9 protein-coding genes are annotated in these 12,223 nt (G+C 62.6%); 5 read left to right on the top strand and 4 right to left on the bottom strand.

Annotation, left to right across the window (positions count from 1 at the left end; translation table 11 throughout):
• Nucleotides 1-29 precede the first annotated feature (29 nt).
• The 5 genes from JMY24_RS19050 to JMY24_RS19030 all read left to right on the top strand — a co-directional run bounded on the left by JMY24_RS19050 (nt 30) and on the right by JMY24_RS19030 (nt 6,484).
• Nucleotides 30-923 (top strand): LysR substrate-binding domain-containing protein, encoded by an 894-nt coding sequence (locus tag JMY24_RS19050; protein ID WP_201702688.1) that lies wholly within the window; start codon nt 30-32, stop codon nt 921-923.
• A 295-nt stretch (nt 924-1,218) separates the two neighbouring features.
• Nucleotides 1,219-2,202 (top strand): hydroxymethylglutaryl-CoA lyase, encoded by a 984-nt coding sequence (locus JMY24_RS19045; RefSeq protein ID WP_128594346.1) that lies wholly within the window; start codon nt 1,219-1,221, stop codon nt 2,200-2,202.
• Nucleotides 2,199-3,437 (top strand): CaiB/BaiF CoA transferase family protein, encoded by a 1,239-nt coding sequence (locus JMY24_RS19040; protein ID WP_128594347.1) that lies wholly within the window; start codon nt 2,199-2,201, stop codon nt 3,435-3,437. Before JMY24_RS19045 ends, JMY24_RS19040 begins: the two co-directional genes overlap by 4 nt.
• A gap of 62 nt (nt 3,438-3,499) precedes the next feature.
• Nucleotides 3,500-4,981, top strand: a complete 1,482-nt coding sequence (locus JMY24_RS19035) for an MFS transporter (protein ID WP_201702687.1) — start codon at nt 3,500-3,502, stop codon at nt 4,979-4,981.
• A gap of 417 nt (nt 4,982-5,398) precedes the next feature.
• Complete coding sequence (locus tag JMY24_RS19030) at nt 5,399-6,484, top strand: glycosyltransferase family 4 protein (RefSeq protein ID WP_128594348.1); 1,086 nt, start codon at nt 5,399-5,401, stop codon at nt 6,482-6,484.
• A gap of 35 nt (nt 6,485-6,519) precedes the next feature.
• On the opposite strand, the gene JMY24_RS19025 is transcribed toward JMY24_RS19030, so the two are convergent.
• From JMY24_RS19025 to JMY24_RS19010, 4 genes are all read right to left on the bottom strand, one after another.
• Complete coding sequence (locus tag JMY24_RS19025) at nt 6,520-8,916, bottom strand: RICIN domain-containing protein (RefSeq protein ID WP_201702686.1); 2,397 nt, start codon at nt 8,914-8,916, stop codon at nt 6,520-6,522.
• A 121-nt stretch (nt 8,917-9,037) separates the two neighbouring features.
• On the bottom strand, nt 9,038-9,490 hold the full coding sequence (locus tag JMY24_RS19020; RefSeq protein WP_128594350.1) for a GDP-mannose mannosyl hydrolase: 453 nt from the start codon (nt 9,488-9,490) through the stop codon (nt 9,038-9,040).
• Between the two features lie 54 nt (nt 9,491-9,544).
• Entirely contained in the window at nt 9,545-9,706 is a 162-nt protein-coding gene (locus JMY24_RS19015) for a hypothetical protein (RefSeq protein WP_164853405.1), read from the bottom strand.
• A gap of 134 nt (nt 9,707-9,840) precedes the next feature.
• Nucleotides 9,841-11,775 (bottom strand): hypothetical protein, encoded by a 1,935-nt coding sequence (locus JMY24_RS19010; RefSeq protein ID WP_413231254.1) that lies wholly within the window; start codon nt 11,773-11,775, stop codon nt 9,841-9,843.
• Nucleotides 11,776-12,223 lie beyond the last annotated feature (448 nt).

Below are 12,223 nucleotides of genomic sequence, written 5' to 3'. Positions count from 1 at the left end.
TCCCCACTCTAATCTGGGAGCCGTCCGGCATGTGGCAGATCGATCAGGTGACGTTGCGCTTGTTCATTGCCGTTTGCGAGGAAGGCACGATCGCGCGCGCCGCGGAACGCGAGTTCATCGCGCCGTCGGCGGTCAGCAAGCGGCTCGCCGATCTCGAGGTGCTCGTCGACGTCGCGCTGCTTTCGCGCAGTCAGCGCGGTGTGCGCGCCACTGCCGCGGGCGAGGCGCTGTTGCGCCATGCACGGCTCATCATGCGCGGCCATGAACGCATGCAGGCCGAGCTGAGCCAATATGCGGCCGGCGCGCGCGGCCATGTTCGGGTGCTGGCAAACGTGTCGTCGATGGTCGAGTTTTTGCCCGAGGCGTTATCAGAGTTCTTAAAGGCCAACCCGCAGATTCGCGTGGATGTGGAAGAGCGCGTGAGCACCGAAATCGTTCGTGGCCTCGAGGAAGGCGTGGCCGATCTCGGCATCTGCCGCGACGTGGTGCCGATGGGTAGTCTCGACGCGCTGCCGTATCGCGCCGATCACCTCGCGCTGATCGTGCCGCGCGATCATCCACTTGCCGGCGAGGCAGACATCGGCTTCGAGCAGACGCTCGCGTTCGACCACCTCGGGCTCTCGTCGAACGCGTCGGTCAATGCGTTGATGCAGCGGATCGCGGCTGAGAAAGGGCGCGAGCTCAACTATCGCACCTACGTGTCGACGTTCGACGCCGCCTATCGTTTTATCCAGGCCGGCCTCGCGGTAGCCATTCTGCCGGGCGAGGCGCTGCCCCGTCATGCCGCCGACGAATACGGCATCGTCGCCGTGCCGTTGCGCGATGCGTGGGCCGAGCGGCGCTTCGTGATCTGCGTGCGCGACCGCAATGCGCTGACGCTCGCCGCGTCGCATTTGTTGGAGCATTTGCTGCGCACGGTTTAAGGCATGCGCAGACGTAGCGTCCCGACTTCCGGTCCGACGCGAGATCGGATCGCTCAACCGCTCTTCAATATGCGATTCAAGCGTCGCGCATGGTCGTGCAGGTCTGCACTTCGCACCCTCTGAAAGGCCCTTAAGGGTTTCCCCTTTGCGACGGCGCATGCCCGTCCCGCTTGTGCCGCCGGCCATCGTCAACGGCGATGGAGTGCTTCGTCAACGCAGACTTTGCGACCCGGCTTCGCGCAGGCACGCTGTGATCCGTGCTTCTTTTCCCCGCATTTTCCGCAGGATTAAAAACATGAGTGATATGAGGGAGCGCGTCGTCGTGACCGAGGTCGGCATGCGCGACGGTCTGCAAAGCATCGCGCGAACGATGCCCACCGAATCCAAACGCCGCTGGATCGATGCCGCCTATGCCGCCGGCATGCGGCACATGGAAGTGGCTTCTTTTGTGCCGGCCAGGCTGCTGCCGCAAATGGCCGACGCCGACGAGGTCATTGCCCACGCGCTCGGTTATCGCGATCTGATCGTGACCGCACTCGTGCCGAACCTGAAAGGCGCGCAACGTGCGCTCGAATGTGGCGTGCATCGGATCGTCGCGCCGATCTCGGTGAGCACCGCGCACAGCCTCGCGAACGTGCGCAAGACGCCAGCGGAAATGATCGACGCGTTCGCGGCAATGCGCGAGGCGATCGACAGCGCGCCGGGCTCAAGCACGCGGCGTGTGGAGTTGATCGCCGGTTTGTCGACGGTATTCGGCTGCACGCTGCAAGGCGCGGTCCCCTATGAGGATATCGCCGCGATTGCACGCGACGCCCTGCATGCAGGCGCCGATGTAATCGCGCTCGGCGATACGACCGGCGAAGCGACGCCACGCCAGGTCGGCGAGATTATCGAAATCGTGCGCGGCGCGGCGGGCGACAAACTGCGCTCGCTGCATCTGCACGACACACGCGGCCTTGCTCTCGCGAATACGCTGATCGGACTGCAACACGGCATCCGCGAATTCGACGCGTCGCTCGCCGGACTTGGCGGTTGCCCGCACGCGCCTGGCGCGACCGGCAACGTCAACACCGAAGATCTCGTCTTCATGCTCGAAAGCATGGGCTATGAAACCGGCATTGATCTCACACGTTTGATCGCGTCGCGTGCAGTCCTCGCCGATGCATTGCCTGGTGAGCCGCTTTACGGCTATCTCGCGCGCGCCGGTTTGCCCAAGCAGTTCGCCGCTTCGAGACAAATCGAATCTTCACCATCTTCCTGCTCACAGGTGCTGCAATGAACGCCCATTCCGCTATCGCCAGTTCCTCCACTGAAGCGCCACAGGAGCGCGCATTGCCGCTTGCCGGCATCCGCGTGATCGAGTTGTCGCATATGGTGATGGGCCCAACCTGCGGGATGATTCTCGGCGACCTGGGCGCAGAAGTCATCAAGGTCGAGCCGCCGCGCGGCGACGGCACGCGCCGTTTGCTCGGCACCGGCGCGGGTTTCTTTCGCACTTTCAATCGCAACAAGAAGAGCGTCGCGCTCGATCTCGATAGCGAAGCCGGACTGGCTGCACTGCACAAGCTTGTCGATACCGCCGACGTGTTCGTCGAAAACTTCAAGCCGGGCCGCATGGCGAAGCTCGGTCTCGACTATGCGTCGCTGCGCGAGCGCAACCCGAAACTGATCTACGTTTCGCACAAGGGCTTTCTCAATGGCCCATATGAGCACCGCCTCGCGCTCGACGAAGTCGTGCAGATGATGGCCGGCCTCGCGTATATGACAGGCCCGGTGGGCCGTCCGCTGCGCGCCGGCAGTTCGGTCAACGACATCATGGGCGGCATGTTCGGCGCGATCGGCGTGCTCGCCGCATTGCACGAACGGCATGCGAGCGGGCGCGGCAAGGAAGTGCAAAGCGCGCTCTTCGAAAACTGTGTGCTGCTGTCCGCGCAGCACATGCAACAGTACGCCGCGACCGGTGTGCCGCCCGCGCCGATGCCTGAGCGCATCAGTGCATGGGCCGTCTACGACGTCTTCGCGCTCGCGAACAATGAGCAGATGTTCATTGCCGCGACCGGCGACGGCCAATGGCGCGCATTGTGCGCGATTCTCGGCCGCGGCGACCTGCTCGCCGACCCGCGCCTCGCGACGAACAACGACCGCGTGCTTGCGCGCTCATGGCTGCTGCAAACGCTCGGCGCCACCTTGAGCCGTTTCGAAGGCGCGGCGCTCGTGCCGCTGTTCGAGCGCGACCACATTCCGTTCGCGTCGATTGCAAAGCCCGAAGAGCTATTCGACGATCCGCACCTGAAAGAAAGCGGCGGCCTTGCTCGCCTCACGCTCGAGGACGGCAGCGAAACCGCAATGCCTCTGCTGCCCATTTCGATCGACGGCGCGCGTTTGCAGCCGCGTCAGCCCATCGCGAAGATCGGCGAGCACACGGTAGCGGTATTGCGCGAGCTGGGCTATGACGATGCGCAGATCGCGCTGTTGAACAGCGACTCGAATCAGGCGCCACGCGTGGCCGCGTGATCAGCAGCGCACATAACCAATCAAGCTTATCCGGCGCAGACCGGCATTCAAGGAGACAGACGATGAAGTCGTCGAATCAGGCGGTGTATGCGACAGCGGTCGGCGATGCCGGCGCCCTCGGCTTGCCTTCGGGCGCCGGTGCGTCGGCGGGCAGCCGTGCCGAAGAAATAGCGCTGGGCGGCGCGCGCATTTCGGCGCGGCTCGACCGCTTGCCGGCCACGCGTTCCATCTGGAAGCTGGTGATGTTGTTGAGCCTCGGGCTCTTCTTCGAACTGTACGACCTCATGTTCTCGGGGTATATCGCGCCGGGACTCGTGCGCAGCGGCATTCTGACCGCGACGACGCACGGCCTCTTTGGCACGAGCGGCGTGGCGAGCTTCATTGCCGCGTTGTTCGCGGGGCTCTTCATCGGCACCGCGGCGTGCGGCTTTCTAGCCGACCGCTTCGGGCGGCGCGCGATTTTTACGTGGTCGTTGCTCTGGTACACGGCGGCGAACGTCATCATGGCGTTTCAGGACACGGCGCTCGGGCTCAATCTGTGGCGTTTCATTGCGGGTATCGGCATAGGCGTGGAGATCGTGACGATCGGCACGTACATCTCCGAACTCGTGCCCAAGCATGTGCGAGGGCGTGCGTCCGCGTGTTCGCAGGCAGTCGGCTTTTGCGCGGTGCCGATCGTCGCGTTTCTCTCGTATCTGCTGGTGCCTCATCAGTACTTTGGTCTCGACGGCTGGCGTCTCGTCGTGTTGACGGGTGTGGTGGGCGCGCTCGTCGTGTGGTGGATCCGCCTCGGTTTGCCGGAGAGCCCGCGGTGGCTCGCGCAAAAAGGCCGGATCGACGAAGCGGACGCGATCATGACGCGGCTCGAAGCGCGAGTCGAACGCGAATACGGACGAGCGCTGCCGGAACCCGCATTGCCCGAGCCGGTTCGTGCCCGCGCGGCGTTCCGCGATCTGCTGGTGCCGCCCTATCGCAAGCGCACGCTGATGCTCATCATCTTTCATGTGTTCCAGACGATGGGCTACTACGGCTTCGCCAACTGGATTCCGACGCTGCTGATCAAGCAGGGCATTACGGTGACGACGAGCCTGATGTACGCAAGCATCATCGCGGTGGCGGCGCCGCTCGGACCGTTGCTCGGCTTGCTGATTGCCGACCGTTTCGAGCGCAAGACGGTGATCATCTTCATGGCGGCGGTGAACGTGGTGTGCGGCTTGCTGTTTAGCCAGGTTCGCGAGACGGTGCTGCTGGTCAGCCTCGGTGTGTGTCTCGTGCTCGCGGGCAACATCATTTCCTACAGCTATCACGCGTACCAGGCAGAGCTCTTTCCAACGAGTATCCGCGCACGCGCAGTAGGCTTCGTTTATTCGTGGAGCCGGCTGTCGGCAATGTTCTCCGCATTCGTGATCGCTGGATGCCTGAGCCGCTTCGGCGTAAACGGCGTGTTCGTGTTTATTTCAGGTGCAATGGCGATTGTGATGCTCGCTATCGGCACGCTGGGACCGAAGACGCGCGATGTCGCGTTGGAAGATATCTCGAAGTAGTGTCGCTGTTTGCGTGACCTGCCCTGGTACATAGACGGCGAGACCCCCGCCGCTTTCATCACTCTTGTCCAATGTGCGGTAGCGCTCATTAACGCTCGTCACCGACTTCGCGAAATGGTGTAATGGATCGGCCGACCTATTCGGTCTCCAGAAGAAATTCACCACCCAAGTGGGCGATACCGCTCATACCGAAGCCGAAGAAGTCTTGGACTTGGCGCAAACTTGCTGGATCTTGGGTGTAACGTTTTCTCGCGACGAGAACCGGTGCATTGGCCGGTCGCGTGTTTCATAAACGGTGCGCTTAGCAAAGGCGTGCGCCACATACCAACTATCGGATGAGAGCGTTCAGTGAGCCGTTGCTCGCTGGGCCGACTCATCTATCCGCTGCAAAACGGGCGGTCATCAGAGAGATAAATCGTGAGGATTCTTCAACTGGTTCACGCACCACGATTGTCCGGGGCAGAAGTACTCGTAAAAGGTCTTGCGATTCACCACCAGCGTGCCGGACACGAAGTCTGTATGACTTCGCTGTTGCCGCAGCAGGACGACTTCATCGCTATTCGAGCCGAACTGGAAGCGGCGGGTGTCATGTGCCGCTTCCCCGATGTACGGCATGGCAGGTTCGGCAAACTGTTGCACCTGTACCGCGTGGTGCGCGAGTTTCGCCCGGATTTCATCATTGCCCATGCCACGCTTGCTGCGCTGTACGTGCGTTTGTTGCCGGTGCATACGCCTATCGCATGGGTGATGCACTCGGGCGTCAACGACTTCGAGAACGGTGCGCTCAAGCGCGCCGAACGCCTGCTATCGCGCCGGGCGAGAGCCATCATCGGCGTCTCGCAGCAGAATATCGACGACTATATGCGCGAGATTGGCCGGCATCCTTCGATGGTGGTCATTCCTAATGGCGTCGACGCGTCGCTATTCGCCGGACACGACGGTTCGCCCGCACCTGACAGTGCTGTGCCGTCCAAGCAGATCGTTCAGCTTGGCCGATACATAGAAGGAAAGAGTCAACTGGACACGGTTCGCGCATTCGAGCGTGTGCTGCAGGTCGAACCCGAAGCGCGTCTGCTGCTGTGCGGCGTGGTCGAGGAACTCGACTATCACCGCGCGGTGGTGTCGCTCGTGAGGCAGTTCGGTCTGGAGAGCAAGGTCAGCGTATGCGGACCGCGCTCCGACGTCGCCGCAGTGCTGCGCTCCTCGCGCGTGTTTGCAATGCCATCGCGCTTCGAAGCCCAAAGCATAGGATTTCTGGAGGCGCTCGCATCGGGAATTCCGGTCGTGGCGAACCGCATTCCTTCGTTCGGTTTCGCGAGCAATCTGGCCGGCGTCAGTCTCGTCGACACGACCGACGTCGACGCCTATGCTCACGCGCTCGTCAAGGCATTGGAAACGCCGCGCGCGCACCGGCAACTCGCGGGTTATACGCTGCACGACACTGCGGACCGCTATATGTCGATTGTGCGCAAGTTCGCTCAGCCGATGCAGGTATCGGCCTGAGTCTATTCTGCGTTTATCGACCGGCGCGCCACCCGTTATTGCGCGAGCCGGTCGATTCTCACCGTCTCCGAAAAGAGCCCTGGCAGTTCGCCGAGATCGTGCGGCGCGCCCAGGGCAAAGCCGTTTTCCAGCGGATAGCGCGATAGCGCGGGTGCGCCGCCAGTGAAGTAAAAGTCGGCGAGCGTCGCGTCGGTTCTGCGATAAAGCACGAGTGCCGCGCCGTGCGTGTCGCGCACGTATCCAGGGAATACATCCGACCACGACATGCCGCGCAACGAAGCCACGTGTACCGGCGCGCCAGCCGATTCGGCGAGGTCGAGCGTGGCGATGTCGATCAGCGTGTCGGCGTCGGTGCCATTTACACGCGGCGTTACCAGCATCAGCGTGTCGCGATCGTCGCCGCGCGTCGACGCGACCGTCGTCTTTACGAAGCCCGGTACGAAGTTAGCAGGCAACATTCTGCGTTCGCCGATGCTCATGCGCGCGCCGTCGTTGGAGATGATCGTGAGCGACACGCGTGCTTGCGTCATTTCCACGGCGACGAGCGACGAGCGCGAGCCCGCGTTGCCGATCGGCAGCAAGGCAGCGTTCTGCGCGAGGCCTCGGGCTTGCGCGACGAGCGTAGGCGCGTTGCCAACGTCTGCGGCGCCGCTAGAGGACGCGATCCACAAGTCGAGCCCGCTATCTGCGCGCTTTTGTGCAATGAGCACGCTGGCTTTACGCGTGCCGGTGAAATCCGCAGCCACGTACTGCTGTGTCAGGTCGGGTTTGAATGCCGTGCTGGTTTGCAGCCAGAGGCGCGGCGCGTCGAAACGATCGCCCGCGCTGCGCAGCAGCCAGAAGGCGGTACCGTTTTCTCGCGCGGTGACGACCATCAGGTCAGCCTTGCCATCGCCGTCGAAGTCGCCGAGCAGGAAGCGCGCGCTGTCGAAGCACAGTTTGTCGCCCGCGCAGCTCGGCGCGGTGGCGTCTGGATCGAACGGGACAGCGGCTGCATACCAGAGTGCCGGCGGCGCGTTTTTTTCGAGCGACGCCGCGTAGACATTGAAGCCGGGACCATCGTGCTGCCGCTGCACATAGACTGCGGATTGTGCACCCGTGCCCGTCACGTCTGCGTACATTGCCGTGGCAAGCCGCAGATCGTTTGCCTGAATGCGTTGCGTCGTGGCCCAACGGTAACGTGTGGTGAGCGCGGTGCAGCCGCGCATTGTCAGCTTGCCGTCGTTTTCGCCGAGGCAATGGCGCATCGGTGTATAGACGAGGCCGAAGTCCCATGGCGTCCAGCGTTGCGCAAGGTCCCACTGATCGCAGCTTTCCGAGCGAAGATAACCGTCGCGCTCGGCGATGCATTGCGACGTCGCCGCGCTGACAAGCGCCGCATTGCGGGCGTTGCCGGGATAGACCGTTACCGGTTCCCATCGCCATTGCTGTGCGGCCGATCCATTGCATGCGGAGAGCGTGGGCGCGCGGCCTGGTCCGTTTGCAGTTACGCAGCGATTCGTCGCGACGTTGAATAGCTGTATTGGACGTGCCAGGAAGTCCGGCACGCGGCGATCGCTGCGATCCGCAGATGCATAGCGCCGCGCGATCCAGTTGCCGTCCCACTGAAACTCGCCGAACACATGCGACGACTCGCTTCCGTCGATCGAGAAGTAGCTCGCGACAACGTCTCGCTTGCGCTGCACTTCGGTAGCGGGAAGGTTGGCCGGCCAGCCGCCCGTCGGGTAAGTCACGTGATAGACGATCGGCACGCTCCTGGCGAGGGTCTGCGCAACATGACGCGTAATGCGTGCGGCAAGGATGTGATCCGGATGTTCCACAAATGGTACGGTGTCCGGATTAAGCGTATAGATCTGCGTGGCCTGAGCCAGAATTGCCTTCAATGTGGCCGACAGTGTGTCGCGGTCGTATTTCATGCGCCCGGAGCCGTCCGTGCTCATCGGATACGAGGAAAGCGTTGCGCTCTGCTCCCATAGCAAGCCGAGCGGCTGGCGACCGCCGCGCACGCCTCCGCCCGGCAGCCGCAATTCGAGCAGGCGAACCTGGGGCTTTGCTTTCAGCACCATTTGGTGGACGAGCTTGCCGGCAATCCCGATGTTCGACTCGCTCCACGCGTCGGGCACGCCCGCCATGCGTGCATACGCGAGCCGCGAGGCCCGTTCGCGCGTGAGCACGTAAGAGAAGTTCGCACCGTTTGCGCCGCCGATCAGATGCACCGTAGTGATGCACCATCCGGCATCCAGACGCTCGCTGATCGCGGGATCGACAAAGAGCAGATCGTCGTCGAGATGCGCGACGACCGTGACGAGTGTGCCCGCCTTGCAACCGGCCGCGCGCGCTGCCGCTGGAAACATGGCGAGCACGAGCACTGCGAGTACCGCGACGAGTGCAATGCATGACCCCCGAACAGAACTGGCTACCGCTGATCGCATGTCGATTCGAGCCGTTATAGTGGGCTCGATCATACGGCAATAGTCTGACGTTCCACGTTGCCGGGATAACACTGCGCGGGAGATGACCCAACGTTTCGGCGATCCGCGTATGTCGGGGTGGTTAGCGGAAATACGCCTTGGTGTTCTCGTGGACGTCCGCGTGAGCGAGCAGCTCGGCGGGTGTGAGCCAAAGATAGTCGCTGTGCTGATCGGGCCGCCCGATCTGCTGTGTATTTCCGAGTGACAGCGCATAGGCAAGCACGATGTAGTGCGTCGAAACGCCGGGCTCTGCCGCGAAATTGTCGCTGTAATGATGCTCGAATACGCCTTCGAAGCGCGCGGACGAACGCGCGAGTTTCGCGATGCCCAGTTCCGCGTCCACAATGCGCGCGAACGCGGCGTCGAGCTTCTCATCTTTCAGAATACGGCCACCGGGCACAAACCACGTGCCGCGTGCGGGCCGGTTGCGGCGATGGCCGATCAGGATTCGTCCGTCTGCGTCGCTAACGATCAGATCGATCGCGACAAGTGGCGTTAGACGAACAACGTCGAGGAAGTCGATCTCCGTCAGCATTTCAGTTCCTTGGGCGAGGGCGCCATGTCTAGCGCGACCTTGCTGTTGCAAGCGCTAGTAATCGCCGCGGTTGTCATCGTCGCGGGTCAGCTTTTCCGCTACATAGGCGAACAGCAACAGGAGCACGAGTGCGCCCGCCGCCGTAAACATAAACGCGCCGGCTACCACGGCGGCCACCGCGGCGAGTACCGGCATGATCCATGCAGCGCCGTTCATTGGCGGCTCCAGCGCGTCGATAGGAATGCTAGCTTTCCCGGCCCGGATTTTTTGTGCGCTACCTAGCCTACGTAGCTATCGCGGCGGTTTCGCCGCTCGATGTAGCGCACCGATCGCGCCATCCATTCGAAGCTCTATCGGGCAACGTAGCCTTCCGGCGCAGTCACCGCGTCCTTGAACACGTCGGCGTTGCCGGACAGCACATAGAGAGGCGCGGGCGACAGTTTCAGGTTCGCCACGCCGTCGCGATACGGTACGGCCGTTGCGTTGCCCATCATGTCGAGCGCGGTGACCTCGCCGCTCGTTCCGGGTGCGTCGACGCGCAAGCGGTAATCGACGCTTTGTCCCGCGTTGAAGCCGGTCTTCGCGCTCCATCTGTCGTTGTCGTGAGTCCAGAGCGCAGTCACGATCTTGCCGCCGCCGAGCCTCCTGAACGCGTATGCATGGACACCTGCTGGCAGGCCCTTCAGCGCCCCAAGCGTATTCGTTCCGTCGATGATGCGTGTCATCGCCGCAACCGCGAGCGCCGCGGGTTTTGGGCTGATCCGCGTAGGACCATACGCGCCTTTCGCGTGTTCGAGCTCGAAGAAAATGCCATAGCCTGGTGCGGCATCCGGCATGTCCGCGAGATAGAACACGTAGGTCATGTCGGCACCCTCGCCGAGCAGAATCAAATGAGTGCGCGCGACGACCGCGGCTTGTGCATACAGCACGTCCGCGCCAGGATAGTTCTTGCCATACGATTCGCCGATGTCGTAACTGATGCCCGTCTCGGTGACGAAGAGCGGCGCGCCCGGCTTCAGGTATTGCCGCATTTCGTGGCGCAACGCGCGCATCGAAGCAGCCAGCGCACCCGACACGGTGCCCTCATTGCGCGTGTCGGCGACACGCTCCGGCGGATGCGATGGCGTGGTGCCGATGTCGTAATAACCGTGCACGGTCATGCCGTCCATATAGCGGCCGATGCCAAGCGGACCCAGACGGCGCATCCACGTCACATTGCCCTGCACCGATGAATACGTGAGCCCCATGACCACCGCATGCGGGTCCGTCTGATGGATGCCTTCCCACACTGCCTTGTACATCGCGACGAAATTGGCGTCGCTGTCGCGCCACGGCAATCCGCCATCCGCGTCCGGCTCCCAGGTCACCTGATAGTAATTGTCGCGCTGCTTCGGAAAATATGCCGTGCGGACCCGGTTCGATTCCGCGCCGACCTTCGCCATATAGTCCTTCATCTGCGCGAGTGAAGTAGGCGCGTAGCTATGAGTCTGCTTGCCCGTCGGGCTTGCCCACTTGGGAATGCCGTCGAGCTGGATCAGACGCATGATGTCGCCGCGCTGGAAGTACGGCGTGAGCTGCTTCGTCGTGGGATTGAAGGTGCCCGTTTTATCCGGCTCCTCCATATACCAGTTGCGATTGTCGTTGGCCCAGGTCAGGCCGAGCGCGGTATAGACCGGGCGGTAGCCGTCACCGTCGCAGCAATGCTGGCCGGGCGCGAGATAGGCTGTGCCCTGGCCGCCGAACCGGTGCAGGTCCTCGTATGGAAACCGCACGGCGGGCAAGGCCGGCGCGGTATCGGGCAGCACGCCGAAGGTCGCGATACCTGCGGGACGCGTGCCGCGCGATTCGAGCTGGCCTCGCGCGCGTTCGAGCGAGGCCGACACCGCAAAGTAGCCCGCCACCGTGGATGCGCAACTGAGCGTCGCTGACGTTGCGCCCGCCGCGACGCCGAAGCTCCCACTTGCACGCACGACGTTCCAGGCGTCGCGTATCTGCCAGTTGAGCGTGTCGTTTTGCGGTGCGCGCGTGGTGATGACAAGCGCGAACGGTTTCGACGCGGCGAAGAGGCGCGTGCCGTCGCTGGGCGTGTCGGCTTCGATCAGATCGCCGGCGGATGCCGCGCGTGTCTGCGATGACGGCGCGGAGCACCGAAGGCCCTGGCCTGACAGGGCTTTGATATCGACCGGCGCCGCGGATGCAGCCGCGGCCGCGGATGCTGCGCCGCATTGAACCGGGGAGCACCACACTATGGTGACGACAGCGAAAAAGAGGGCGGCGGACCGCATTGGCGCGCGCGCTGATGAGGGACCGCTCACGCTTCGCACTGCGTCATGCTTGCTTCGATTCGACATATGTTCCCCGTGCGGTTCGCGGCGTATGTAGACGCGCGAACGTCGTCAATTTGCTAATCCACCAGGTCAGAGCCGCCTCGGTGTAGTGTCCGTTGCCGCGCGTTGCGGAAACCGCATAGTGCAATTCCGCAATTTTATGGCGGTTTCCGCCGGTCTCCGGCCTCGCGCCATTCGCTTCTGGTCCGTCGATTGCGCCGCCGCGTTATCGAATGTTATTTCCATGTTTCACGTCTGAAACATTAATCGCTATGTTTATATTCAAGACGCCCAATAAGAACAAATTAAATAATTTAAGTGCGCTGTAACGCGCCTATATTAGACACTTCTTTGCGCTATTGATGTGAGTGCTGTCCATCGGACGCGCAATGCTGCGCAGCAAGTT

The organism is Paraburkholderia kirstenboschensis, from assembly GCF_904848585.1.
Classification (GTDB): domain Bacteria; phylum Pseudomonadota; class Gammaproteobacteria; order Burkholderiales; family Burkholderiaceae; genus Paraburkholderia; species Paraburkholderia kirstenboschensis.
Note: the sequence above shows the minus strand (reverse complement) of the source record. Positions and strands in the feature narration are given on the sequence as shown.

What these genes read in the sequence shown, in the direction of transcription:
- JMY24_RS19020 (WP_128594350.1), bottom strand. Translation starts at nt 9,490, where the DNA reads ATGCTGACGGAGATCGACTTCCTCGACGTTGTTCGTCTAACGCCACTT.
- JMY24_RS19015 (WP_164853405.1), bottom strand. Translation starts at nt 9,706, where the DNA reads ATGAACGGCGCTGCATGGATCATGCCGGTACTCGCCGCGGTGGCCGCC.
- JMY24_RS19045 (WP_128594346.1), top strand. Translation starts at nt 1,219, where the DNA reads ATGAGTGATATGAGGGAGCGCGTCGTCGTGACCGAGGTCGGCATGCGC.
- JMY24_RS19035 (WP_201702687.1), top strand. Translation starts at nt 3,500, where the DNA reads ATGAAGTCGTCGAATCAGGCGGTGTATGCGACAGCGGTCGGCGATGCC.
- JMY24_RS19010 (WP_413231254.1), bottom strand. Translation starts at nt 11,775, where the DNA reads ATGCGGTCCGCCGCCCTCTTTTTCGCTGTCGTCACCATAGTGTGGTGC.
- JMY24_RS19025 (WP_201702686.1), bottom strand. Translation starts at nt 8,916, where the DNA reads ATGCGATCAGCGGTAGCCAGTTCTGTTCGGGGGTCATGCATTGCACTC.
- JMY24_RS19050 (WP_201702688.1), top strand. Translation starts at nt 30, where the DNA reads ATGTGGCAGATCGATCAGGTGACGTTGCGCTTGTTCATTGCCGTTTGC.
- JMY24_RS19040 (WP_128594347.1), top strand. Translation starts at nt 2,199, where the DNA reads ATGAACGCCCATTCCGCTATCGCCAGTTCCTCCACTGAAGCGCCACAG.